This window comes from Vibrio harveyi, from assembly GCF_030060435.1.
In the GTDB taxonomy this organism is placed as follows: Bacteria; Pseudomonadota; Gammaproteobacteria; order Enterobacterales; family Vibrionaceae; genus Vibrio; species Vibrio harveyi.
The window spans coordinates 1,715,776-1,740,166 of record NZ_CP125875.1; the positions used below are offsets into that span (position 1 = coordinate 1,715,776).

Here is a 24,391-nt window from a genome sequence, read left to right on the forward strand (position 1 = left end):
ATTAGTCTGCTTTAAATGACAGTGGAATCTCTGCCAATTGATTGCCTTCGTTCGCAGGGAAGATAAGGTACTCACCGTGGTATTTCACCATCGATTTGTAGTCAGTGACCTTGTGCACCATGTAACCTGCTTGCGATGCTTTCTCAACGAACTCTGCGTGGTTACCGCGAACAAACCAACTCATCGGTTTTACCAACAGCTCACCATCAAAACAGCTTTCACACTGGTCAGCACATAAGGCTAGTGAGTTTTGACCTTCAGTGTAGATTTGTACTTTGCCGCAGCCAACTAACTGCTCAGAAGTTGACACTTCCCAGCCCGCTTGCTCCATCGCATCAAGAAACGCTTCAATGTCAGAATCTTTGATCACTTTAGACTCTTCACCTTCAGGGAAAAACTGCGCGTAAAAGCCTGAGATGCGTTTAAAGATAAATAGCAAACCAGCATCGTTGCCTTTTGAGCGACCTGCTTTTTGCCAACGCGTTAGATCATCACCTACAGTGCGACCAAAACGCTGTGACTTCAGCGCCTTGGTTACCCAACGAACCAAGTAATGATTGTTCGCTACTGGTGCATTTGCCAATTTACCAGAGCGATGCTCTTGGTCTAAATCTGCCAAAGCAGCGTTAACTAAATTTTGAATTTCTTTGGTGTAATTAGACATTACGCCTTTCTTCCTAAAGTCCAATAAAACAGTGCAGACAGCACTGAACAAGCAAACATAACAACGATCATCGGCCACGCAACGCCACCGGGCATTGCTGCAACAAGCGCTCCAATCAATGAACCTGTGCCAAAGCGCAGAGTACCAGCAAGTGAAGATGCAGTGCCTGCCATCGTTGGGTAGCCACTTAACAGCAGCGCCATCGAGTTACTACCAATCGTAGACAAGGTTCCGATAAACAGCACTACAAATGGCACGATGCCCCACAAACCAAGATCAAGCATCCAACCAGCAAACAGTCCAATACCAGCAATCAACTGGATGGTTAGACCGAAGCGCAGCATAAAATGGGAACCGACCTTTTTCACCATGCGACCATTGAGACTGGTCATGATGATCATTGCCACAATGTTCAAGCCAAATAGGTAACCAAATTGGTCTGGCCGAACACCGTATAAATCGATATATATAAATGAACCCGCAGTCAGGAATGCAAACATGCCTGAGAACGAGAACGCACCTGAGAGCATTAACCCTAACGCTTCAGGGTTAGAACACAGACGTGCATAGTTACGAATCGTGGTTCTGAATCTTAATGGCTGACGGTTTTCTGGTTTCAATGTCTCTGGAATCATCCATAGAACAAGCAAGATCACCACAACCGCGAAGATAGCGAGCACCCAAAAGATTGAACGCCAACCGAACCAGATCGCGAGGTGACCACCAATCATCGGTGCAACCAAAGGTGCAATCGTGATCACCAACGTCACGAATGACATTGCACGCGCAAAATCTTCACGGTCAAACATGTCTCGTACAACCGCTTGGATAATCACAGCCGCTGCCGCACCAGCAAAACCTTGTGCCGTACGCACATAAGTAAGCGCATCAATACCGTTAGTCGTTGCACTGACTACCGCTGCCAAACCAAAAAAGAGCACACCTAAAATGAGTACAGGTCGGCGACCATAGCTGTCGGCTAACGGACCATGAATCAGCTGACCTATTGCGAAGCCTGCTGTATAAGCCGTTAACGTAATCTGTACAGCACCTGCGGTTACACCAAGATCTTTAGCGATGGTTGGCATAGCCGGCAAATACATATCGATAGCAAGTGGCGTCAACGCACCAATTGCACCGAGTACAAGGAACAATAAAAAACTGATTTGTGACTGGGGAGCACTTTGGGCTTTTTCTGTCATTGCCTTACCTCTTGTTGTGTCCTCCCATCAACATTCCACATTGATTGAGATAGATGATTGACGCTTCCCTTACCCCGAATCCGTAACAATCACGGAGACAGTGCATAGTATCCTTACTATTGAGAAGATCATAAAAGACGAAAGTATACCAAGGCGGTCTTGCCTAACTCGACGCTAAAACCTGCATGATGAGTATGCAGAACGAAAAAGTAACCGAGCTAAAACGAAGAGGCGACGACGTTAACACCGTCTGTACTTATCGTCAGTAAGGACCAACAAGAGAAAAGACTTTTCTCAGATTAAATACAGTTCTGCCTGCGTTTATGAGCGGCGAATGCGCGTCTTGTTCAGACACTAAGACTTATTTGGTAGGAATCCCCATTCTGAGCGATTTCCTACCAAAACACTAGTTCCTATCAGGAATTAAACAATTTCCCAGAACAGCAATTACTTCCAACCAGAGTGAATCATTTCACTACTGATTCGACTTCTTCTTCTGTTAAGAATCGGTAATCACCCGGCTCAAGCGATTCATCAAGCACAATTGAGCCAATACGCTCACGGTGAAGGTGTTCAACCTTGTTGCCGAGCGCAGCAAACATACGCTTCACTTGGTGGTATTTACCTTCCACAATCGTTAACAGCACTTCGTTTTCAGCTTCGTTTACAATTTCAAGGTGGGCAGGCAATGTTGGTTCGCGTTCATTACGTAACTCAATACCTTCGGCAAACTTTTCAACGTAATCAGGTTGAATCGCATCCACAAGCCATACGCGGTACGTCTTTTCACATTTGTGTTTTGGCGACGTAATACGGTGGGACCATTGACCATCGTCAGTGATCAACACAAGACCAGTAGTGTCCACATCCAAGCGACCAGCAAAGTGTAGGTTTTCTACCTTTGGCTCATCAAGCAACACGAATGCGGTTGGGTTATGCCCATCTTCATGTGAACACACAAAGTCCGCAGGCTTGTACAACATAATGTAACGAGGACCAGGTGCACCAACTTCGCGCCCTTCCCACTCAACCACACCACCTTCTGGCACTTTGAAAGCACCACTCTTTTGTACTTCGCCATCAACGGTCACTTCGCCACTTTTGATGATCTTCGTTGCCTGCTTGCGAGTCGCACCCAGCCCATCACACAAATATTTATCTAAACGCATGAATACCTCTAATGTTTAAGGTCGGGTATTATAGCGATCCTAATTCGAATAGTTGAGCAATTTCACAGATTTTCATGTACACCCTTCGACCATACCAAGCCGACTCTGTTAAAGCGGTGATTCACTATTTTCGTAAACACACCACACCAGCAGTCATTGTGCTGCCTACAGGTGCAGGTAAAAGCTTGGTCATTGCAGAGCTAGCAAGACTTGCCAAAGGGCGCGTCCTAGTACTTGCTCATGTAAAAGAGCTGGTGGAACAGAACCACGCTAAGTACGAAGGCTATGGACTGAAAGGCTCAATATTCTCAGCGGGTCTTGGACGTAAAGAAACCGATCAGCAAGTGGTGTTTGCTTCTGTACAATCAGTAGTGCGCAATCTGGACTCTTTCAAGAATCAATTTTCCTTGTTAGTGATTGATGAATGCCATCGCGTGCCAGACGAAAAAACCAGTAGCTACCAAAAAGTAATCACGCACCTAAGAGAACTCAACCCAGGCATTAAAGTTTTGGGGTTAACCGCAACCCCATACCGCTTAGGCATGGGCTGGATCTATCAGTATCACACCCGTGGACAAGTTCGCACGGAAGAGTCACGCTTTTTCCGTGACTGTATCTTCGAACTCCCTATCCGTTACTTACTGGATGAAAACTTCTTAACACCAGCTCGCATGATGGACGCGCCAGTCCTATCTTATGACTTCTCACAACTCAAACCAGCAAACACAGGTCGATACAAAGAAGCTGAGATGGACATGGTGATCGACAAAGCTAAGCGAGCGACACCACAGATCGTTGAACAAATCATTCAATACGCCAAAGAACGCAAAGGCGTAATGGTATTTGCAGCTACAGTTCGCCATGCACAAGAAATCCATGGTTTATTGCCTGAAGGCGAAACCGCGATTGTGATTGGGGACACGCCAACACCAGAGCGCGATGCCATTATTCAGTCGTTCAAGAATCGTGAGATAAAGTACTTGGTTAATGTGTCCGTTTTAACCACGGGCTTCGATGCACCACATGTGGATTTAATCGCGATTCTGCGCCCAACCGAGTCGGTCAGCTTGTATCAGCAAATTGTTGGTCGTGGTTTGCGTCTGTCGGAAGGCAAATCAGAATGTCTCGTACTGGATTACGCTGGCAACAGCTATGATTTATATCAGCCTGAAGTGGGCGATCCGAAGCCAGATTCCACTAGCGAAATCATCACCATCCCTTGCCCCGCTTGCGGCTTTAATAATAACTTCTGGGGAAAACTGGATAGCAATGGCTTTTTGCTGGAGCACTTTGGTCGTCGTTGCCAAGGATATTTTGAGGACGATGAGACCGGAGAACGTGAGCATTGCGGTTATCGATTTAGAGCTAAATATTGCGGCGAATGTGGCGCTGATAACGACATTGCAGCGCGTATTTGTCATGAGTGTGATGCCACGCTGGTTGATCCAGACAAAAAGCTCAAGGAAGCATTGAACCTAAAAGATGCGTTGATCTTTGAATGTACCGAGATGGACTTGTCAGTATTTAAGTCCAGTGATGGCAAATCACAGTTGAAAGTGACGTATTCCGGTGAAACCTATCAAGGAGAAGGAAATGCATTGGTTCACGAATTCTGGTCACTGAATACCAAAAAACAGAAGCAAATCTTCAAAGACCAGTTTGTCCGCCCTCACCTTGCTGACAAACATCGTCCATTTGAAGAGGCGTCGCCAACCAGAGTCGTGGCAAACCAGCATCGTTTCCGTCTGCCACAATTCGTGATTGCTAGAAAGTCAGGGCGTTTTTGGAAACTGCGCGATAAGATCTTTGACGACGAACTAAGATAAGCGAATGCTCACGAATTCACTTTCTGTTCATGTACAGCACGATATAATCGTCGTAACTCATTGAAAAAGGCTTTGCTATGTCTACCTCCTTCACTCCGCGCAAACTTCCCGTGCTGCTAGGCTTAGTGCCACTTTTATTGTCAGCACCAAGTTTTGCATCTCACCATGATCATCATGATGAAAAAGACGGTCATGCCATCGTTCGTGACGTTGAGAAACCGGGAACTCGAATTGAATTCGATGAAGATCAAGATGAAGTCTATCGTGCCGTTCAAAAAGGTTACATTCGCCCATTCTCCGATATGTACGCAGCAGTGGAGAATGATTTGTATGGGCGTATTATTAAAGTTGAACTTGAAGAAGACGATGACGAATGGGTTTACGAGCTGAAAATCTTGTTCAATGACAGTGTGATAAAAGTGGAATACGACGCTGCCACACTAGAGATGCTCGAGATCAAAGGGCGTAACTTCAATAAAGCTCTTAAGCCGCAGTAACCGATATCCAAACATAATTAGAAGAAAGAATATGAAAATACTTGTTGTCGAAGATGAACCTCGCCTAGGCGAACAGATTTTAGAAACGTTGGAAAACAATGGCTGGGTACCAGAACTTTCCCAAGATGGTATCGACGCGCTTTACCGTGCGACCTCTGAAGAATGGGATGCGATTGTGCTCGACTTGGGTTTGCCAAAGCTCGATGGTCTAACGGTCCTTAAAGGTATTCGAGACGAAAACATTAATACGCCAGTTGTTATTTTGAGTGCCCGTGACACACTATCTCAACGTGTTGAGGGTTTGAATGCCGGAGCCGACGATTATCTAACCAAGCCATTTGAAATGGTTGAGCTAACGGCTCGCCTTCGCGCTCAATTACGCCGTGCTTCAGGTAACGCCTCACCTGTCATGCAGATTGGTGATTTAAGTTTAGATACGCGCTCATCAAAAGTGCTGTGGCAAGGGCAAGCAGTAAGCTTAACCGCGTTAGAATATAAAGTGGTCGCGTACTTCATGCACAACCCAGAAAAAGTCATTTCTCGTACCGAGTTGGTAGAACACATTTACAAGCAAGACTTCGACCGTGACTCAAACACCATCGAAGTGTTTATCGGTCGTATTCGCAAGAAGATCGCCCCAAAAATCATCAAAACCGTCCGCGGTTTAGGGTATCAATTGAATGCGGAATAGAAGCAAACTTCCCATGCACATTCTTAAGCGGCTGAGCATCAAAAGCCGCTTAGTGCTAGCGGCGGTCGTTTGGCTCACAGCGATGATCCTCGCGGCGGGCGTCACGATCCCAACCCAAGTTTACAGCTATATGGTGGACGACACTCGCTCCCAATTGAATGTCTACATGGACGAGATTGCCGCCCAGCTCGAAGTCGACAGTAAAGGTCAACTCACCCTTCCTACTCAACTTTCCGACCCAAGATTTAATCGTCCATACAGTGGTCTTTACTGGAGCGCATCAACGGACACAAGCCTAGAACGTTCGCGTTCACTATGGGATAAGAAAATTGAGTACAAAGGATTGGATAAAGACGCCTTTGGCGCACGTGATGAAAAACTTATCACGTTGAAAAAGACCCTTTATCTACCGGATTACGATGGTCCCATTGATGTCATCATCGGCATTGACGAAGATCCAATTGAAGGCACGATTCAGTCTTTAACTGGGCAGCTTTGGATCATTTTAGGATTGCTCTTTGCTGGTGTTCTTGCGGTTATCTTGCTGCAAATCGCCTGGTCATTGAGTCCGTTAACCAAGCTGCAAAGAGAGTTAGCCGAACTGAAATCAGGCAACAAGAAAGGCTTGGAAGAAGAGTACCCGAAAGAAATCTCACCTTTGATTTCTGACCTTAATGCCCTGCTCTTTCACTATCAAGAGCTACTTGAACGTGCACGCAATCATGCAGGAAACTTATCTCACGCGCTGAAAACACCACTTTCGGTTTTAAAAAACGAAGTACAAAACTTCACGCCTGAAGAACAAGAACGCTTGAACGCGCCAATCGCACAGATCCAACAACACATCGATTACCACTTAGGTCGCGCTCGTATGGCTGGTTCAATGAACATTCTTTCGGTGAAATCGAACCCTTCAGAGCGCGTTGATGCCATATCCATGGCGTTTGACAAGGTCTACGCACATCGTGACGTCACACTGATTAACGAGCTTGATTCTGAATTGAACGTCGCCGTAGAGAAAACCGATCTGGATGAAATGGCGGGAAACTTACTGGAAAATGGCTACAAATGGGCGAACAGCATCATTCGTGTTCATTCAACGTTAGATAAAGACAACATTCATATCATTGTTGAAGACGATGGTCCGGGTATTCCTCCTGAGCAATTATGCCAAGTAATAAAGCGTGGCTACCGTCTGGATGAAACAACGCCAGGATCCGGTTTAGGTTTAAACATTGTCAGTGAAATGGCGCACAGTTACCGCGGTCAACTTGAATTATCAGAGAGTAAAATGGGAGGGTTAAAAGCCACCTTGATTCTGCAAAAGAGCCGCGCTTAAGTCAGCTTACATCAGTCACTCACAGTATTACTTTAAAATGGCACTTATCGATTTATTCGCTAGGTGCCATTTTTATATACCCAAGTAACCTCAAGATGCTTGGGTATATCTAAATAGCGCTTTGATTGGGTAAGTTTAATGCTAGCGATGGTTCACTAATCAACAGCACATTCCCATCCGAATAATAGTCGTGCTTACTATCCATTGCGACAGGTTGCGCTAACGAATGTAACTCTCCTACTAGCGCTAAATGACTGACTTCAATTTGATTCGCTAGACGGTCTCTTTCGCTGTCCACATTAGGATCTATTCGATGCAACACCGTCACAATACCCGAGTAATGCGCCAACTTGAGACCGTCATCGTAGCTAATCGCTCCGACCCAAATCGGTTGACCAGACTTTGATTCTAACCCTGCTTGCCACCAGCGAACATGAGAGCGTTTTAACAAACTTCCGGGCTCTTGGAATGCCATCGACTGTGGCTTGCCATTCCAAAACAAATCAGAAACGGGCGGCAGCTTCTGCTTCAATAAGCTCACATAGTCTGCCAATTCAATGTCGTTTCTTGAAAAGGTTTGATTCTCTAGCCAGCCGAGCTCTTGCATTAGGCTTCGCGGGGATTCTCCGACGTACACCAAGTTGACTGCCTGAGCGTCAAACACATTCGAGCGCCCCGGATAAACCTTAAAGCCGATATCATTAAGGACTATCGATTGATTTTCAGTAACGCCGGGTTGTTCAATATTGTCATCTGCTAGATAGAAAAAGTGTCCATAATTCGCAGCAACTAAACATAACACTAAAGCCGTTAGGGATTTGGTCCATTTACGTGACCAGTTTTTCTTCCAAGCCACAAGAGCGAATACAGAAGCGATGAGTACTGAGGCAATAAGAAGCTTATGCTCAACAAGGATGAACTTTATGGAATCAAGTGGAATCCATGTGTTAAGACCCGCAGCAAGCAAATACCCAGCAACGACAAATTGCCCAACACCAAGTATCAATCCAATTGATGAACAGACAGTAAAACGCTTCCAACTCACATTCGCAGTACCCGCCATAAATGGCACGACCCAAGCAACAGGTCCGAGTAAGCGTGCAAAGATCAAAATGGCATTGCCGCGTTTTTTCATCAACAAACGACAACGAGCGATTGGACGCCTTGTCTTGGCTTGCCAACGAATCAGCTTCTTCTGTGCTTTAGAGCCAGAACGCTTACCAATAAAGTAACTGAGTTGATCGCCAACCCAACCGCCCAACAAAACGGCGACAACGCCCCAAATCACACCTTGGTGCAATTGATAGCCCGCAGCGAGCAAAAACGGCTCGCCCGGGACAAAGAGATTAGGTCCAATCGTCGCATCCAGAAATGCTCCGAAAAACAGACTGATTGCTTCCAGCATGCAGCCTCCGACGATTACGAATGTTGATCTTTGTAGTGACCGAATTTGTATTCCATTTCGTTGTTACGCATCTCGCCAAAGAAGAATCGACGTACATTGGCTTTGAAATAGGTCATGCCCATCTTAAAGAAGCCGTCTTGCTCAAGGCGGCGCGGATCGAATTCAAACGTCATCGGTAAGAAGCGGAAACGCCATGTTTTAGAAGCGCGTTTTACGTAATCACAATCTTCGCAAAGTGTAATAGACTCATCAAAGCCGTTGATCTCTTTGTGTGCGCGTTTGGTAGAGAAAATACAAGCACCTACCGCCGTTGGGAATGTGTACTGAGTAATAAACAATCCCGCGTTAAACATGCCATAACCCAACTTATGTGCCATTGGCAGATTTTTTGAGCCCATGTAAACACCAGCAACTTCCAACTTCGCATCCTCAAGCTTACTCATTGCACGGCTCAGAAAATCACTTGGTAAGCGCACGTCCGCATCTAAGAAAAGAATACGTTCATACTTCGCCAGTTCTGCACCTGTATTACGACCTAAGCTGACACCACGCGTATCCATGCGGTGCACTGTCAGTTCTGGCAATGAGCTTTCGTAAGCTTGTGCAACTTCACGTGTCGAATCTTCGCTGTTCGAATCCACCACGATCACTTCAAAGTTCTGGTGAGTTTGTTTGGTTAAGTCTTCAAGTAGTCGACCAATACGTTTTTCTTCATTGAGGGTAATAATCACGATACTGATAGGATTCATAATGTGCTCCATTGAGGTTGTCCGTTTATGTACGATGGAGAATAGAACCGACTGACTTAACGGTTACTGAGGTCAACATTCATTTTGCGTTCATTTTGTGAATAACAGATGTCGTTAATGAATGAATTAACTTGGAAAGAGGATTGAGTCCTAGGCAAATAAAAACGTACTGACAAAAAGCCAAATAGGTTAAAATCAGCGCAATGCGGACAAAGTTTTGCCGACACCACAAAACAGACACTCTTCTTGACGAAGAATTACTGGCTTTTTGGTGATTTAGGTACAATTTTGGTTGCTGAATGTAGAGCAGGATGATAGTATCCGCGCTCGCTTGAACAGTTCCTGTTTCAAGCTTTACTACGAACACAAGGTCGCATTGTGTTTGTAAAGTTTTATTTTTTACTAATTTGAGAGTAAATACTATGAAATTCGAAGCAGTAGTACGTACTGAACTAGGTAAAGGTGCGAGCCGCCGCCTACGTCACGCTGGCAAATTCCCTGCAGTTGTATACGGCGGTGAAGAAGCAGCAGTTGCTATCGTTCTTAACCACGACGACATCGTTAACCAAATGGACAAGCCTGAGTTCTACGAAGGTATCGTTCTAGTGATCGACGGCGCTGAAGTTAAAGTTAAGCCACAAGACGTTCAACGTCACGCTTACAAGCCAAAAGTTGAGCACATGGACTTCATCCGTATCTAATTCCCTACCAAGGAATTAACGGATAAAATCCAAACCTTTTGCATAAAGATTATCGGACTTACCAACCGAGACATCTAAAAAATTTCAAAACCCCGGAGACTTACCACCTCCGGGGTTTTACTATTTAGAACAGAAGTAAATCTCCCCTACTCTTTTCTCAATTCTCTTTTCATTACCGATAGTGCTTTTCTGCAAACACCGCATTAAACACTCTCACCAGTAAGTTATGTTCGTGCTATGTACTTCACCAGCGTCACGTCGTTGAGCGTCATATCATCGATAACCTCCGACTCTTCCTCTCCAGATCGCACAAAGCCACACTTCTTATAGAAATTAAGCCCTTGTTTATTGGTGTCTAACGCCTTAAGGCTAATTTGCATCACTGGTGTCGAGAGTAAACGAGTTTCTAATTCATCAATCAGAGCACTGCCAGCGCCCTGCCCGAAGTATAAAGGCGAAACATAGCAACAAGTAACCGTTGCCGTCTTGTCTTCACTGGTGTGATCAGGCAGTTCATAACTTAGAAAGCCCACGATCTCTTTCTGTTTCTCAACAACAATGAGATTGGCCAGTTGCTCCGTCATTACTCGCGTCCACATGCGCTCTCGACGTTCTCGAGTAAATTGGTCAATGTAACTCTGCGGCATTAATCCTCGGTAAGCGACTTGCCATGAATCAACGTGTATTTTAGCGATCTGATCCGCTTCATCTCTCACTGCATTTCTAACTGTATATCCCATTGCTTGCCTTTCTCATTACTCCGGAGTAAACACTCTTTGACGACTGTACGCTTCAAACCCCAAAGACTGGCAGAGCCTTATTGAAGGCGTATTTTCACTATTTACTCGATACCTAATTTTGCGCTGCCTCGACTTCACTTCATTGATTAAATGACGGAGCAGGCGTTTTCCATACCCTTTTCCTCTTGCTTCAGGAGAAACCAATATGGATAAAGACTCAAACGGCTCTTTCCCTTTATAACAATAAGAAGCAAGCACAGCGACCAGCTCATTTTTGTCAAATATGCCGTAAAAAAAATGGCTATCGAGGTCAAAGTCCGCTTTAAGGATATCTTCTTCACTCATTCGGCTGACAAAAGATTCAAGTAATTCGAGATCAGATTCGATCGAGAGAGGAATTATCCCATCGTCTTTGTTGACGTTGTCGTCATTAAATAAATAGTAGTCGACATCATCATATTCACAGAACATTTGTTTATTATTGAGTTTTCTCTCCAGCTCACTTGGCTGAAAATGTTTAATTCGTTCCCATAATTTAGGGGGACAAGATATAAACGTAACGGCGTCTGATTGATATAAAAATACAGCGCAAAGATCGGAGAACTTTTGCCAATAGTGAGGGTCATAAGAATAGCCATTGTACAAATTACAGCTCACACTGAACTGCTTTTGCCATGAGCAATCGATTTCCGCGGCAAGTGCGGTTGTTTTTTTGAGCATCCTTACTCCTCAACACAGCGTACAGAAAAATCTTAACTATTTGTTTCGTAGAGAGTAAGAAGACATTAATCTGGCAAAATAATCACCAAAGTTTGCTCCATATCTCACCAAAATGCGTATTGATTCACATTAGTAAATTGAAATCAATTAAGCGACTCACAAATTTAATTAGTAAAAACATTAAATCCTTTCTAAATACGGTTTCTGTTTATTTGTCGACGCGGTTTGCAGCCCTGTTATTTCCTGTATTCAACAAAACTGTAAATAAGATATAGATCACTAAAGTTTCACATTATTTCCGTATATTTCACGCCGTAATAAAATCAAAATCACAAAGAAAGGATCCCTTATGAAGTTTTACAAATCCCTTTTGGTACTTTCAGTCGGCGCTGCGCTAGCAGGATGTGGCTCAGACAGCGACAACTCTCCAGTCACTTGTGACACTGCAGATTCATGTACCAAGTTCACAATTCTACATACCAATGACAACCACGGTCGCTTCTGGCATAACGAAGACGGCGAGTATGGTATGGCTGCGCGTAAAACACTGATTGATCAAATGCGCCAAGAAGTTGCAGCAAATGGCGGCTCATCCCTACTACTCTCTGGTGGTGACATCAACACTGGTGTTCCTGAATCAGACCTACAAGATGCAGAGCCTGACTTCTTAGGTATGAGCGATATTGGCTATGATGCTATGGCAGTTGGTAACCACGAATTTGATAACCCTCTTAGCGTTCTTGAAAAGCAACGTGTTTGGGCAAACTTCCCAATGCTTGCTGCCAACATTTATGATAAAAATGGCGACCGCTACTTCAAACCTTACAAAATCTTTGAGCTTGGTGACCTTCGTGTAGCTGTTGTAGGTATGACAACAGAAGATACAGCAAAAATCGGTAACCCTGAGTTTATCTCTGACCTGACATTTACCAAACCAACAGAAGAAATGCCGAAGGTAATTGCAGAAATCAAAGAAACCTACAAAGATGACCCTGTCGATTTCATTTTCGCTACGACACATATGGGTCACTATGAAAATGGCCAGCACGGTTCAAATGCACCTGGCGATGTAGCGATGGCGAAAGCAGTCGAAGAAGGACAGCTTGCAGCTATCTTCGGTGGTCACTCGCAAAACCCTGTTTGTATGGAACCAGATGGTTCAGGATACGCTGACTTCGAACCTGGTGATGACTGCAAACCAGACCAACAAAACGGTACTTACATCATGCAAGCGCACGAGTGGGGTAAGTACGTTGGTAAAGCAGACTTCGAATACTACGACGGTAAACTTCACCTTGCTGGTTATGAGCTAGTTCCTGTAAACCTAAAACGCAAAAACGAAGCTGGTGAGCTAGAATTCATTGGCACAGAAATCAAGCCAGACCTTGCTCTTCAAGGACGTCTTCAATACTTCCAAGATAAAGGACAAGATGAGCTAGATAAGGTAATTGCTACCTCTGATGACAAGCTGGAAGGTGACCGCGCAGTAGTTCGCTACCAACAAACTAACTTAGGTCGTTTGATCGCAACTGCTCACCAAGAAAATCAAAAAGCCGATTTTGCGGTTATGAACTCAGGTGGCGTTCGTGCATCAATTGAAGCAGGTCCGATTGCTTACCGCCATGTACTAACAGTTCAACCATTTGGCAATATGGTAACTGTAGCCACGATGACTGGCGCTCAAGTAGTCGATTACTTGAACGTGGTTGCTACAATGCAACGTGGATCGGGTGCGTACGCACAACTGGCAGGTCTAAATATGACTGTAGACTGTACTGCTAAGAAAGTTGAAATCAGCAAGATCAATGGCAAAGATTTCGACACAGCGGCAACTTATAAGTTTACCGTACCAAGCTTCAACGCGGCGGGTGGTGATGGTTACCCTGCACTTAACGTAATTAACACTGGTAACGTTGACGCAGAAGTAATGTACAGCTACCTAGAGACTCTTGGTACAGTACAAGTAAGCAACTACGAGCCACAAGGCGAAATCGTCTACACTAACTCAGACAGCCCACTTGGTTGTGAAATCGCAGCTGAGTAAATAAAAGGCGTCTCAGACTGACTCTAAGACCAACCGGAGCCCAAGTGGCTCCGGTTTTTTTATTTGCGCTAAATCTCTGATAAAACGCCACCTTCACAAATCGTTCAAAAAATGTTCATTTACGTTGTTGACGACCATGTGTAGGGCTTCTATGTTTGATAAGGTCTTTCGAATATGAAGATTCATCAACTGTGTTTGAGCAATTAACTTTTATTCACACAGTCAATGATTCTGAGAAAGATGCGAATGGCGTTACAAACACTGCTCTCAAACAATTTGTCTCTCAGACTTCAAACGAAGGCGATGGGCTTCTACGCTCCCGCCAATGAGCAGCGATCTGAACGCCAATGTGTTCAAACTGCTGCCATCGAGTTCTGGAGGTCAAAAATGAAACGAGCCAGCAACAGCTATAGACTGCAGATAATTAAAGAAGTGGTCACTCGCAGAGAGCGTGAAGCATGTACTGATCCAATGGCAAGATACATTCATCAAATGATGGATGAATTACCCACCAGTAAATTAGACGTGGAACAAAATCACCGCTTTGCCGGTAGTCACTTCGACGAACAAGCAGGAGGCTGGGTAAGCGACCAATGGTCTTTAAAGTAACGCCAAGTGCTCATCACTTTGAGCACGAAAATGGATAGGAGCTTCCCGGCTCTTATGGATAAGTAGTTCAGACTGGGCCGGGAACAGTTAGTCATAAGTAATAAAGCGTAAACAACACTAAAACAAATCCTGTTGCGGGGATGAGTCATCTTGAGGCAGTTCTGCTTTCCCCCTCCCTGCTAGCACCTTTCTTCTGTACCTCTGACGACACAGCTTAATCACGTGCAACTGTTGTGCAGGAGTAAAACTCAGCCAATTAACCCGCTCTTCTCGTTTACGCATGCATCCCTTGCAATAGCCCTTTTCGTCAGAAGTGCACACTCCGACACAAGGACTTGGGACGGTAAAAAACTCCAGTTGCTCCATGCTCAACCCGTTCTTTGGTTATCTCATCAAGACCCGATTCACTTATAGTCGAATAACTGTAAGAAATTTCGAAGTTTTCGCTGAATTTTAGTACCTGGAATGGGATCTCTGTTATAAAATACGCCGTGTTTAAAAACATACGAAACCATAACCGTATGCTGACAAAAACACTGTTTTATTACCTATACTTACCACGTTTTCTAAAAACGGAGTCAATAAAATGAAGCTTAGCCTAAAAACGTTAGTAGCAGCAATCTCACTTCCAGTTCTAATGACTGCATGCGCTAGCAACGGTGACAATGTGAAAGAAATTACGGCTCAAGATCTACAGCACCACAACTGGCAGCTGGTTCAAATCGATGGCAAAAACATCGCAGCAGAAGAACGCCAAGCACCTCGCTTAGAAATTGGTGAAAACCTAACAGCGAACGGTAATGCAGGTTGTAACAACTTCTTCGGTCAAGCTGAACTAAAAGATAACCAACTACGCATCGAGAAAATGGGCATGACCATGAAGATGTGTATGGAAGACCAAATGAAGATTGAAAAAGTAATGTCTGAAACGCTTTCTGATTGGAGCGACATTACTCTGACTAACGATGGTCTAGTACTGAAAAACGCAGATCACGAACTAACGTTCACACTGCGTGACTGGGTAAACTAATCCCACATTTGTTTCTGAGACAATAAGTCTCTGAAAGAATCTCTAAAAAAGCAGCCCTTTGGCTGCTTTTTTTGTTTCTAATGCCCCATACCTTGCTTAGCCAGCTTTTCAGGATCATCATAAACCGCGTGGCGATCTATCATATCCAAGGTTGCTTCATTCATTCCGGTTACAGCAACAATAGAGCCGCCTTTACGAAACTTAATGATGGCTTTATCCAAAGCTGATATTGCTGTGATATCCCAAAAATGCGCATCGGATAAATCAATCGTGATGTATCGCGTCGCATTATCGAAATCAAACATATCAGTGAAACTATAAGCGGAAGCGAAAAAGATTTGCCCATGAACTTTGTGAATCGTATGGTCGTTATCAACAATGACTTCATCCGAAACCTTCATTAAAGTCCGGCTCTGATTCACATAAAAGACACACGCTAATAAAACGCCCACCAGCACACCAATAGCAAGATTGTGGGTGGCAACAACCGCAATCACCGTCGATAGCATGATAAGGTTTGTCGATAAACTGTGTTTACGCATTTCTGCAATGGAGTGCCACGAGAAAGTACTTATCGCAACCATGATCATCACAGCAACGAGCGCCGCCATTGGGATTTGCTTGAGGTAATCCCCCAAGAACACCACCATGATCAGCAAAAACACACCGGAGCAAAGCGTCGATAAACGTGTTCGACCGCCAGACTGGATATTGATCATCGACTGACCAATCATTGCGCATCCTGCCATACCGCCAAACAGCGATGCGACCATATTCGCAATCCCCTGTCCTTTGCACTCGTCGTTTTTTTCACTCTCTGTATCCGTCAACTCATCGACGATAGATGCGGTCATCAGTGATTCAAGGACACCGACAATGGCGAGAGCTAATGAATAAGGGAAAATGATTTGGAGTGTTTCAATGTTGAAGGGAATATCGGGAATCATGAATACGGGAAGCGAATCGGGTAGCTGCCCCATATCGCCAACAGTACGAATATCGATATCAAACATCAACGCAACCACTGTCACCGTGATAATGCATACCAAAGGGGACGGTAGCATTTTTCCGATTTTCGGCACATATGGAAACAAATAGATGATGGCTAGTCCTAAAACGGTCAATGCATAAACGGACCAAGAAACGTTCGTCAGTTCAGGCAGTTGCGCCAAAAAGATTAAAATTGCCAACGCATTTACAAATCCAGTCATAATGGATTTAGACACAAAACGCATTAAATCCCCTAGCCTTAAGTAGCCAATCAATAACTGCAGTACACCAGCGAAAAACGACGCGGCGAGCAAATATTGCAGACCATAATCTTTAACTAAGGTGGTCATCAATAGCGCCATAGCTCCGGTTGCCGCGGAAATCATTCCGGACCTTGAGCCAGTAAACGCAATCACGACACAGATGGAAAACGAGGCATACAAACCCACTTTGGGGTCGAGTCCTGCGATGATAGAGAATGCAATAGCTTCTGGAATAAGTGCCAGTGCTACAACAACTCCTGATAAACAATCTCCTTTAACGTTGTTAAACCAAGTATCTTTTGTAAATTTAAACATAAATCTCTCATAAACGTATTGCCTTAGTTGGTGCATTGCGCACGGTGAAGGGAGTGATGCAAACGCATCTGAGAGATCGTTCTAGGGCGGACTAATGAGCAAAAAGCACCTACCTTATTCGTCAATTGAAACGTCACGGTTTTTCTCGATATGGGCCAGTCAAAAACAAAACCAGCCTCATCGAAGGTGTGCTTTATATCACTTTAAAAATGCAATTTGTAATAAATTCTTACAAAACCAAGTAAATTTACCTACAAGTAATCATAAAAAAGCGCCTCTAAAAGGAGGCGCTTCTTCATTCATAACATCTACTTAAGTGACTTCAAAATGACTGCTGAGAATAAGATTGTCCATCAAAACCACTTAATTGCTCGTACGCTTTAGACAAAATAGCAATCCCGATGATGGTCACTAGGAAGCTTAATAAACTCATTAGGATTGGCAGTTGTAAATACGCCAGAGGTGATATTGCGATACCACACAGAAGCGGTACCAAGATCACCACACCCATCATGTACCACGTGTACCCTTTGGTTAAGTTCCATGCATAAGGGAATGACACACCTTTACCAATAGCAATGGCGGGAAACACCAACACCAATCGGCAACAGATCACACCAAGTGCGAACAGTACAATGGCGGCAAGCGCAACGTTAATCATCGCAAAGATGGCGGCAACGGCGACTACTGCAACTGTCATCACCAAGTAATGACCGATGAACCACATTTCGATCTTACCAAGGGTGAAACGCCCCCACTGAGGGACAGATTGAGGACCTTTAAGGATAATACTGTGCACGTTAATCGCGACGATCGCAGACAATAGCGCCATCAAGATTTGTACGAAGATAGCAGCACCATCGCCTTCACTTGCACCTAAAAGGAGATCAAGAATAACAGAAAAGAGAATCGGTAAAGCGGTCGCTTTCGCAATCGCTTGTTTATGCGTGTTTAGTGAAGCAAAGGCACTTTTAACGGTATCGACAAACATAGTTAGGTTCTAGCCAAGATTAAGATTCATTTCATTTTGGGTACTGATGTTATCTTCCTGATACCGGTTGAGCAAACCTTTCCCAAAATATCATTAGGTTACAGTGATTAATTCGACCTAAATAGCTCAGTTCGTTGCCCCCAAAAACATAAATCAATTAGATCAAATGCCCGACTTTGCGAATCAATACTGCAAGGCTTTCTGCTTCAAGTTTTTTCATCACATTAGAGCGATGTACCTCAATTGTTCTTAGAGAAACACACAACGAATCGGCCATCTCTTGGTTTTTCATCCCCTTGACTACCAATCCAAGTACTTCTTTCTCGCGCTTGGTGAGATTCTGTAATACCTGATTCGCACTCAACTTTTCACCGTTTTTTAATGACTGTGCCATAGCATTATCCACTGCAACCACAAGCGCGTTTCCATCAACAGGCTTTTGAAAGAAATCTAATGCGCCATCTTTTAGTGCATCGACAGCCATAGGTATGTCACCATGACCAGTTAGGTAAATCACGCTGATCGGGCTGAATTTCTCATTCATTACATGATGGACATCTTGTCCCCGCATCTCAGGCATACGGCTATCAAGCAAAACACAACCCGGAGCGGACAATTCAGCGTTGTTGAGAAAATCTATCCCACTAGAAAAAGACTCAACCTCGTAACCATAACTTTCCAACATAAACGCCATGGATTCTAATACTGGCTCTTCATCATCAACAATGTAGAGTGGACAAAGGTTACGACTCATAACAAGCCTCCTGATACGGTAAAACAATGGTCACCTGACACCCAGTGGGCTCTATGGACCTAAATTGCATGCTGCTTTGGTGCGCATCGAGTACATCACGACATATTGCCAGACCTAGCCCTAATCCATTTTCCTTCGTGGTGTAGAAAGCTTGGTCTAATGGCGTACTTTCTTCTTCAATTCCAATGCCGTTGTCCGTCACGTCAATGATGACCATCTCATCACAGAAGCTCACGTGCAGATCCACGTACAAATCTCTACGTTTAGGCGAATGGCTCAAACACGCATCTTTGGCGTTATTTAAAACATTGAGAATGACCTGCTGCAAACCTGTCACATCTGCAAAGACTTTTTGCGGCTCACCAGAGTAAAGCACGCCAAGTTGGATTCGATGACGTTGGAATTCGTAATCCACCAGCTTCATCGCTTCTTCAATCAAACAAGGTAGATCCACCCAGTTTTTTTCAATCGGTGTTTTGTTTATCAAGCTACGAAGGCGCTGAATGATGTCGCTTGCAGAAGTCACCTGTTGCTGGATTTTATCGAGGATTGGCGCCATTTCTTCGGCAGTCGCGCCATGTTCCATGCGCATTTTAGCCCCTTGACTGTAGTTTTTGATTGCTGCCAATGGTTGATTAATTTCATGCGCAATACTGCTACCAAGTTCACCGACAATGGTGATACGTTGGGCATGCTCCAACATTGAGCTCTTACGGCGTAAGTCGTTCATGGTGGTTTTTAACGTTTCACGACTACGTTGAAACTTCCATTCCAACCAGAAGTGATATCCCGTCAATAGCAGCAAAGTCAGTAACGACGCCATTGCGATCGCTTGGTTCTTATGCAGCCATTCTTGTGCTTTTTGTCCCCAAGACTTTTGCAACGGATGCATGTCTAAGTGCTTGTAGACTTTATCAACGTTGATGCTCGGCGCAGGCAACATCCAGCCAACGTTGTTCGCCGCAACGGCTGCTGGATGATCTTCTGGCATTGCGAAAAGGGTTTGCGCCACCATTTGCCCCACATCCGTCGGCGCTCGCTCTGTCATAGCCATGGTCCAGTTTGGATACAGTGGCGTGCTCACCGCGCAAACAGAATCAGCAGGGCGCTTCTCATTCAATACACGCAAGCTGTGCAGTTGAATACGCCCCTCCTTCGCCATGTTCTCCAGAGTACATGCAGGGACGATCGCGACATCGAGATCGTTCTTGATCACGTCCAAAATCAACTGGTCAGTTGGTGGACCAGTAAAATGAATTTTTTCGAAGAAAGAGGAATTGAAATAGCCGAGCTTATCGAGCTCATAACGCAGCGCGAGAAAGCCGCCAAAGGCTTTTTCCGATACCGCCGCGACATTAGCTTTATTGATGTCACGCAGCGTTTTATAAGGCGACTCTTCACGCACCACTACCACCGAAGCAATCGACTTATTTGGTAAGTTGCTATAGGCAGTTTTTTGCGTTGCTAACCAGTTGATTGGGTATTCACGTGCCAACTTAGTCGCCTGCCCTGGACTAGTTAGAATGAAGTCAAGCCAACCGTGCAAAAATGCATCTTCAAGTTGGTCGAAATCGTAAGTATGTAGGTTGAATTGATAGCCAGGATTCTGAGTCTCCAACCAATCCAAAGTTGGTTGCCACGCTTCACGAGCATGTGCGTGTCCACGCAGCGCTAAAACGCCAACATCGTAGTCTTTTCTCGGTACTTTTTGATCATTAGCAGAGGCAAAAGAGGTAAAGAAAAAGGAGAGAGCAAAAATGAAAAGAATTAACTTTTGAGAATAATTATCAATCACTTGCGAAATACTACCAAAACTCGGTTGTGGCACATTTTAGCACCACTTCCCCCTTCTACTTTGTTGCTTTAGATCAATCCCACATCATTATTGTGGGAAACCACAATATCGTCATTTAAACGATTTCCTCAGAATGCCTTACCCATAAAGGGGTAGAGCGCATTTCCGCTTTTTTTAAGCCATGAACACCAAAAATGATTAAGAAACGTTCATGTCAGCACTGCCCCATCAAAAGCATTCTATCTGTCGAAACATCAAGGATTCGGCAGCAAAACTTTAAATTAAAATATGGAAGCAACTCATGAAAAAATCGACGATTGCGTTGGGTGTGTTAGCAGTTGTCACAGCGGTTGGCTACTCAGCTTACAATACGATGTTCTCAGCTGAGGCTGTGATTGTGGATGCCGCTGCTCAAGAGCAGAAATTCGCAGAATATGCTCATCCTGAGCACTTCATTTCGGCACAACAACTTAAGTCGCTGATGGACGGCGACAAAGATGTGGTTGTGATCGGTGCGCTAAACCCTATCAAACCAGATAGTCCTATTTCTGGCTCTTACACTATGTGGCGTAACGATTACTCGGCGGCTGATGGTCAATACGACTTCGGTGGTATGAGCAATAACACCGAAGAAATGGAGACCATTCTGGGCAGCTTCGGCGCAACAGCTGACAGCACAATCGTGGTTTACGCAGCAGGCTCTCACCACGATGCCGCTCGCCTTTACTGGCAAATCCATAACCTTGGTCATCAAGACGTTCGTTACCTAGACGGTGGCTTGAACGCTTGGATGGGCGCTGGTTACCCAACTGGCTCTGCAAACCCAAGCGTTGCCGCAGTTGAATACAAAGCACCGAACACAAAACAAGACAACAACACGCTAGCGACACTGGATATGGTTATCGCAGCGCAAAACAACCCTGATTGGGTGATCCTAGATACTCGCGGCAACGACGAGTTCAACGGCGACGTTGCGGTTTCTGGTGCGTACGGTCCGGGTACTATCCCAAGCAGTGTTCACATTAACTGGACCAAAGCGTTAAACGAAGACACAACGCTGAAATCTGCACAAGAACTGCAAGCTCTTTATGGCGACATCATCAAAGGCAAAAAAGTGATCGCTTATTGCCAATCCGGTGTTCGTTCTGCCCACACCACCATGATTCTTACTGAAGTACTTGGCGCAGAAGGCGTCTACAACTATGACGGTTCATGGATCGAGTACAGCCATGCTCACTATGAGCAGAAAAACCCTGAAGTGAACGTTATCAACGGCAAGAGCTAATCAACACGGAAATAGCAGTTAATGAACAATGTAATTTTTAGTCAAAAGCTATTCGACACCGCTCAAATGATTGTCGATGGCTGTATGGGTGATGCCGATCCGGCATGTCAAACCGCGTGCCCAATGCACACAGACGTAAAGCAATACGTTCGCATGGCGGGTGAAGGTGATTTTCAAGGTGCTCTGGATCTGATCCGTAGCAAACTATTCCTTCCTCAAACACTAGGTCGCATCTGCGCACATCCGTGTGAAGCGTCTTGTCGCCGTAATTCTGAGTTTGGTCAGCCAATCAGCGTAGCTGGGATTAAACGTTTCGTCGCAGAGAAAATGGATAACCAAGATCACTGGGATCTAAACATTGCGCCCCTAACTAACAAGCACATCGCGATCGTAGGTGCAGGTCCTGCTGGCGCTCAAGCGGCAATCGAACTGCGTCGTCAGGGTCATGAAGTCACCATCTATGAAAAGCTGGACGTTTACGGCGGCATGATGCGTGTTGGTATCCCTGAATACCGCCTGCCACGCGATGTTATCGATTTCGAATACAGCTACTTAGCGATGCTGGGAATCAAAACTCAGTTTGGCGTTGAGATCGGCAAAGACATCAGTTTCGAAACACTACGCAACGAGCATGATGCGGTGGTACTTGCACATGGTGCGCACGTAGGTTCGATCATCCCTCTACCGGGTCATGACAACGATGGCGTGTTCTCTGCGGTTGAATACCTAAAAGAGATTTCTGAAACTCGCCAATTCCCACGAGCAGGTAAGCGCGTAATGGTTATCGGCGGTGGTGACGTAGCGATGGACTGCGCACGCTCTTCATGGCGTATCGGCGCAAGTGAAGTTTACCAATGTTCACTTGAGAGCCTTGAGAACCTGCCTGCAAGCCAAATCGAAATCGATGAGTCACTAGAAGAAGGCGTTGAATTCCATGCGGGTTGGGGACCTGTCGCTATCGAGCACGAGAGCGGCAAAGTAACAGGCATTACTATCAAGAAAGTGCTGTCGATCTTTGATGAGCAAGGCAACTTTGCACCTCAGTACAGCGAAGAAAGCAAAACTATCTCTGTGGATACCGTTGTTTTCGCTACGGGTCAAATCGTGGCAGATATTACTGACGGTGCACTAGAGCAAACTCGCGGTGGCCGTTACGTTGTCGATAAACAAACACTAGCATCTAGTCTAGAAGACGTATTCGTAGCTGGTGATGCGTGTGGCGGGAACATCGTAATTGAAGCGATGGCATTAGGTCGTAAAGCAGCAATGAGCGTTGAACGATTCCTAACGACTCGTCCACTAACTGAAGACCGCGACTTCGAGCAAGAATACAGCTACTCATCTCGTCTAGCCGTACCACTACCAAAAGGTACGGTAGATACCCCTCGCCTACACGGTGAATTGCGTGACGCTGAAGAGCGTAAGCAGGATTTTGCACAAGTGGATTTAGGCTTTACTGAAGCGCAAATCAAACTAGAAGCTTCTCGCTGCCTGCAATGCAGCTGCAAGCTATGTATGACCGAGTGCATCATGATGAATGACTTCAGCGACTGTCCGAAAACCATTTTCTCAGACTTTGTGAACAACAAGTCGATGGATCCACTGATGGCTTACTCATGCAACGCGTGTGACCAATGCACCATCGTGTGTCCGAAAGACTTCCCAATGAAAGAGATGTTCCTAGGGGCACGTGCTGACTTTGTTAAGGCAAACAACGGTGAATCTCCAATGCCGGGTCATAAAGCGATCAACATGCACCAGAAGCTTGGCTTCTCAAAAATCTTCACTATGGCAAAACGAGCGGTATCGACAAAATGAGTAATAAAGTATTTATGCCAGGATGCAGCTTGCCATCCTATTCACCTGAAGGTGTAGCTGCCATTGCTAGCTACCTAAAGCAAGTATTTCCAGACATGGGCGCAGTCCAAAAATGCTGTGGCAAACCGACTGCTGCTATCGGTCAAACGGAGAAGTTTAAAGAGCGTTACGGTCAGCTACAGGCTGATTTTGATAAGCTAGACGCACAAGAAGTGATTGTGGCGTGTCAAAGCTGCTACGGCATGATCAAAAAATCTGGTGGCACACAAAAACCAGTGTCTTTGTGGAAGCTACTTCCTGAAATTGGTTTACCGGAAGAACTGCGCGGCAAAGCCAAAAACAGCGACGTGGTGTTTACCATTCACGACTCTTGTTCAACTCGCTACGAGAAAGAGCTGCAAGACGGTATCCGTTGGATATTAAACGAACTTGGTTACAAAACCTCTGAGCCAGAACACACACGAGAAAACACCCGCTGCTGTGGCTTCGGCGGCATGGTTGTACCTGCAAACCCAGATGTGGCAACGCGCGTAATTAAGCGCCGTGTTGAAGAGTTTGAAACCGACTACGTAGTGGTTTATTGCTCGGCATGTCGTGCATCCATGATGGGTGTTGGTACAAAGTCTTGGCACATTCTGGATCTGATGTTCGGTCCTGTGATCATGCAAGGTGATGAGCCGCCAGTAAACGTACTTGCGAGCCCTGTAAAAGCTTGGTTCAACCGCTACAAGTCAAAAGCGGGCCTGATCAAGTGTATGTCAGTGTAACTGTCTCTGTGTCGCTATCTCTTTTTA

At 45.1% G+C, this 24,391-nt stretch carries 23 protein-coding genes; 11 read left to right on the forward strand and 12 right to left on the reverse strand.

The genetic code is table 11. The features are described from left to right. Position 1: 1 nt before the first annotated feature. The 3 genes from QMY49_RS08265 to rsuA form a co-directional block, all read right to left on the reverse strand. A complete protein-coding gene (locus QMY49_RS08265) occupies positions 2-664 on the reverse strand; it encodes a DUF2913 family protein (protein ID WP_009702485.1) in 663 nt (220 codons plus the stop codon). Next, entirely contained in the window at positions 664-1,866 is a 1,203-nt protein-coding gene (locus QMY49_RS08270) for a Bcr/CflA family multidrug efflux MFS transporter (protein ID WP_005450614.1), read from the reverse strand. Before QMY49_RS08270 ends, QMY49_RS08265 begins: the two co-directional genes overlap by 1 nt. A 467-nt stretch (positions 1,867-2,333) precedes the next feature. Further along, positions 2,334-3,035: a 16S rRNA pseudouridine(516) synthase RsuA gene (rsuA, locus tag QMY49_RS08275; RefSeq protein WP_009698137.1), complete on the reverse strand. Its 702-nt coding sequence runs from the start codon at positions 3,033-3,035 to the stop codon at positions 2,334-2,336. A gap of 74 nt (positions 3,036-3,109) precedes the next feature. Here rsuA and radD point away from each other — a divergent pair, with 74 nt between their 5' ends. The 4 genes from radD to QMY49_RS08295 all read left to right on the forward strand — a co-directional run bounded on the left by radD (position 3,110) and on the right by QMY49_RS08295 (position 7,388). After that, entirely contained in the window at positions 3,110-4,861 is a 1,752-nt protein-coding gene (gene radD / locus QMY49_RS08280; RefSeq protein WP_009698138.1) for a DNA repair helicase RadD, read from the forward strand. Between the two features lie 77 nt (positions 4,862-4,938). Further along, a complete protein-coding gene (locus QMY49_RS08285; protein WP_005450617.1) occupies positions 4,939-5,358 on the forward strand; it encodes a PepSY domain-containing protein in 420 nt (139 codons plus the stop codon). A gap of 31 nt (positions 5,359-5,389) precedes the next feature. After that, positions 5,390-6,049 (forward strand): response regulator transcription factor, encoded by a 660-nt coding sequence (locus QMY49_RS08290; RefSeq protein ID WP_005442273.1) that lies wholly within the window; start codon positions 5,390-5,392, stop codon positions 6,047-6,049. After that, a complete protein-coding gene (locus tag QMY49_RS08295) occupies positions 6,039-7,388 on the forward strand; it encodes an ATP-binding protein (RefSeq protein ID WP_017819499.1) in 1,350 nt (449 codons plus the stop codon). Before QMY49_RS08290 ends, QMY49_RS08295 begins: the two co-directional genes overlap by 11 nt. A gap of 109 nt (positions 7,389-7,497) precedes the next feature. Here QMY49_RS08295 and QMY49_RS08300 read toward each other — a convergent pair whose 3' ends face one another. Then, a complete protein-coding gene (locus QMY49_RS08300) occupies positions 7,498-8,793 on the reverse strand; it encodes an LssY C-terminal domain-containing protein (RefSeq protein ID WP_009698140.1) in 1,296 nt (431 codons plus the stop codon). Positions 8,794-8,807: 14 nt separating this feature from the next. After that, positions 8,808-9,542 carry a glycosyltransferase family 2 protein gene (locus QMY49_RS08305; protein WP_005450620.1) on the reverse strand — a complete coding sequence of 245 codons (735 nt, stop codon included), beginning with the start codon at positions 9,540-9,542 and terminating at the stop codon, positions 8,808-8,810. 422 nt (positions 9,543-9,964) lie between these two features. Here QMY49_RS08305 and rplY point away from each other — a divergent pair, with 422 nt between their 5' ends. Continuing rightward, positions 9,965-10,243: a 50S ribosomal protein L25 gene (gene rplY, locus QMY49_RS08310; RefSeq protein ID WP_005450622.1), complete on the forward strand. Its 279-nt coding sequence runs from the start codon at positions 9,965-9,967 to the stop codon at positions 10,241-10,243. 224 nt (positions 10,244-10,467) lie between these two features. Here the strand turns inward: rplY and QMY49_RS08315 are convergent, their stop codons facing one another. Both QMY49_RS08315 and QMY49_RS08320 read right to left on the reverse strand, forming a co-directional pair. Then, positions 10,468-10,983, reverse strand: coding sequence for a GNAT family N-acetyltransferase (locus QMY49_RS08315; RefSeq protein ID WP_005450623.1), 516 nt, complete (start codon positions 10,981-10,983; stop codon positions 10,468-10,470). Positions 10,984-10,998: 15 nt separating this feature from the next. Beyond that, a complete protein-coding gene (locus tag QMY49_RS08320; RefSeq protein WP_050933469.1) occupies positions 10,999-11,703 on the reverse strand; it encodes a GNAT family N-acetyltransferase in 705 nt (234 codons plus the stop codon). A 349-nt stretch (positions 11,704-12,052) separates the two neighbouring features. Here QMY49_RS08320 and ushA point away from each other — a divergent pair, with 349 nt between their 5' ends. Together ushA and QMY49_RS08330 are read left to right on the forward strand one after the other, a co-directional pair. Further along, the gene (ushA, locus tag QMY49_RS08325) at positions 12,053-13,747 is read left to right on the forward strand and encodes a bifunctional UDP-sugar hydrolase/5'-nucleotidase UshA (RefSeq protein WP_017188176.1); all 1,695 of its coding nucleotides are present in this window, start codon (positions 12,053-12,055) and stop codon (positions 13,745-13,747) included. Between the two features lie 387 nt (positions 13,748-14,134). Beyond that, on the forward strand, positions 14,135-14,356 hold the full coding sequence (locus QMY49_RS08330; RefSeq protein ID WP_005450627.1) for a hypothetical protein: 222 nt from the start codon (positions 14,135-14,137) through the stop codon (positions 14,354-14,356). 117 nt (positions 14,357-14,473) lie between these two features. On the opposite strand, the gene QMY49_RS08335 is transcribed toward QMY49_RS08330, so the two are convergent. Beyond that, complete coding sequence (locus QMY49_RS08335) at positions 14,474-14,722, reverse strand: DUF1289 domain-containing protein (RefSeq protein ID WP_283314016.1); 249 nt, start codon at positions 14,720-14,722, stop codon at positions 14,474-14,476. Positions 14,723-14,942: 220 nt separating this feature from the next. Between QMY49_RS08335 and QMY49_RS08340 the strand changes: the two genes are divergently transcribed. Then, complete coding sequence (locus tag QMY49_RS08340) at positions 14,943-15,386, forward strand: META domain-containing protein (RefSeq protein WP_005450631.1); 444 nt, start codon at positions 14,943-14,945, stop codon at positions 15,384-15,386. Between the two features lie 77 nt (positions 15,387-15,463). On the opposite strand, the gene QMY49_RS08345 is transcribed toward QMY49_RS08340, so the two are convergent. From QMY49_RS08345 to QMY49_RS08360, 4 genes are all read right to left on the reverse strand, one after another. Further along, the gene (locus QMY49_RS08345) at positions 15,464-16,954 is read right to left on the reverse strand and encodes a SulP family inorganic anion transporter (protein WP_005450633.1); all 1,491 of its coding nucleotides are present in this window, start codon (positions 16,952-16,954) and stop codon (positions 15,464-15,466) included. A gap of 322 nt (positions 16,955-17,276) precedes the next feature. Next, positions 17,277-17,945: a hypothetical protein gene (locus QMY49_RS08350; protein WP_005450635.1), complete on the reverse strand. Its 669-nt coding sequence runs from the start codon at positions 17,943-17,945 to the stop codon at positions 17,277-17,279. A gap of 157 nt (positions 17,946-18,102) precedes the next feature. After that, positions 18,103-18,699: a response regulator transcription factor gene (locus tag QMY49_RS08355; RefSeq protein WP_114092538.1), complete on the reverse strand. Its 597-nt coding sequence runs from the start codon at positions 18,697-18,699 to the stop codon at positions 18,103-18,105. Continuing rightward, complete coding sequence (locus QMY49_RS08360; protein ID WP_283314098.1) at positions 18,689-20,494, reverse strand: sensor histidine kinase; 1,806 nt, start codon at positions 20,492-20,494, stop codon at positions 18,689-18,691. The genes QMY49_RS08355 and QMY49_RS08360 overlap by 11 nt, the downstream gene beginning before the upstream one ends. Positions 20,495-20,795: 301 nt before the next feature. Here QMY49_RS08360 and QMY49_RS08365 point away from each other — a divergent pair, with 301 nt between their 5' ends. The 3 genes from QMY49_RS08365 to QMY49_RS08375 are packed head-to-tail and all read left to right on the forward strand — an operon-like array spanning position 20,796 to position 24,364. Further along, positions 20,796-21,779 carry a sulfurtransferase gene (locus tag QMY49_RS08365; protein WP_258455342.1) on the forward strand — a complete coding sequence of 328 codons (984 nt, stop codon included), beginning with the start codon at positions 20,796-20,798 and terminating at the stop codon, positions 21,777-21,779. 21 nt (positions 21,780-21,800) lie between these two features. Then, a complete protein-coding gene (locus QMY49_RS08370) occupies positions 21,801-23,597 on the forward strand; it encodes an FAD-dependent oxidoreductase (RefSeq protein WP_283310991.1) in 1,797 nt (598 codons plus the stop codon). Continuing rightward, complete coding sequence (locus QMY49_RS08375; RefSeq protein WP_009698151.1) at positions 23,594-24,364, forward strand: heterodisulfide reductase-related iron-sulfur binding cluster; 771 nt, start codon at positions 23,594-23,596, stop codon at positions 24,362-24,364. Before QMY49_RS08370 ends, QMY49_RS08375 begins: the two co-directional genes overlap by 4 nt. Positions 24,365-24,391 lie beyond the last annotated feature (27 nt).

Coding starts and splice junctions, on each gene's coding strand:
- QMY49_RS08265 (WP_009702485.1), bottom strand. CDS start 664: ATGTCTAATTACACCAAAGAAATTCAAAATTTAGTTAACGCTGCTTTG.
- QMY49_RS08270 (WP_005450614.1), bottom strand. CDS start 1,866: ATGACAGAAAAAGCCCAAAGTGCTCCCCAGTCACAAATCAGTTTTTTA.
- rsuA (WP_009698137.1), bottom strand. CDS start 3,035: ATGCGTTTAGATAAATATTTGTGTGATGGGCTGGGTGCGACTCGCAAG.
- radD (WP_009698138.1), top strand. CDS start 3,110: ATGTACACCCTTCGACCATACCAAGCCGACTCTGTTAAAGCGGTGATT.
- QMY49_RS08285 (WP_005450617.1), top strand. CDS start 4,939: ATGTCTACCTCCTTCACTCCGCGCAAACTTCCCGTGCTGCTAGGCTTA.
- QMY49_RS08290 (WP_005442273.1), top strand. CDS start 5,390: ATGAAAATACTTGTTGTCGAAGATGAACCTCGCCTAGGCGAACAGATT.
- QMY49_RS08295 (WP_017819499.1), top strand. CDS start 6,039: ATGCGGAATAGAAGCAAACTTCCCATGCACATTCTTAAGCGGCTGAGC.
- QMY49_RS08300 (WP_009698140.1), bottom strand. CDS start 8,793: ATGCTGGAAGCAATCAGTCTGTTTTTCGGAGCATTTCTGGATGCGACG.
- QMY49_RS08305 (WP_005450620.1), bottom strand. CDS start 9,542: ATGAATCCTATCAGTATCGTGATTATTACCCTCAATGAAGAAAAACGT.
- rplY (WP_005450622.1), top strand. CDS start 9,965: ATGAAATTCGAAGCAGTAGTACGTACTGAACTAGGTAAAGGTGCGAGC.
- QMY49_RS08315 (WP_005450623.1), bottom strand. CDS start 10,983: ATGGGATATACAGTTAGAAATGCAGTGAGAGATGAAGCGGATCAGATC.
- QMY49_RS08320 (WP_050933469.1), bottom strand. CDS start 11,703: ATGCTCAAAAAAACAACCGCACTTGCCGCGGAAATCGATTGCTCATGG.
- ushA (WP_017188176.1), top strand. CDS start 12,053: ATGAAGTTTTACAAATCCCTTTTGGTACTTTCAGTCGGCGCTGCGCTA.
- QMY49_RS08330 (WP_005450627.1), top strand. CDS start 14,135: ATGAAACGAGCCAGCAACAGCTATAGACTGCAGATAATTAAAGAAGTG.
- QMY49_RS08335 (WP_283314016.1), bottom strand. CDS start 14,722: ATGGAGCAACTGGAGTTTTTTACCGTCCCAAGTCCTTGTGTCGGAGTG.
- QMY49_RS08340 (WP_005450631.1), top strand. CDS start 14,943: ATGAAGCTTAGCCTAAAAACGTTAGTAGCAGCAATCTCACTTCCAGTT.
- QMY49_RS08345 (WP_005450633.1), bottom strand. CDS start 16,954: ATGTTTAAATTTACAAAAGATACTTGGTTTAACAACGTTAAAGGAGAT.
- QMY49_RS08350 (WP_005450635.1), bottom strand. CDS start 17,945: ATGTTTGTCGATACCGTTAAAAGTGCCTTTGCTTCACTAAACACGCAT.
- QMY49_RS08355 (WP_114092538.1), bottom strand. CDS start 18,699: ATGAGTCGTAACCTTTGTCCACTCTACATTGTTGATGATGAAGAGCCA.
- QMY49_RS08365 (WP_258455342.1), top strand. CDS start 20,796: ATGAAAAAATCGACGATTGCGTTGGGTGTGTTAGCAGTTGTCACAGCG.
- QMY49_RS08370 (WP_283310991.1), top strand. CDS start 21,801: ATGAACAATGTAATTTTTAGTCAAAAGCTATTCGACACCGCTCAAATG.
- QMY49_RS08375 (WP_009698151.1), top strand. CDS start 23,594: ATGAGTAATAAAGTATTTATGCCAGGATGCAGCTTGCCATCCTATTCA.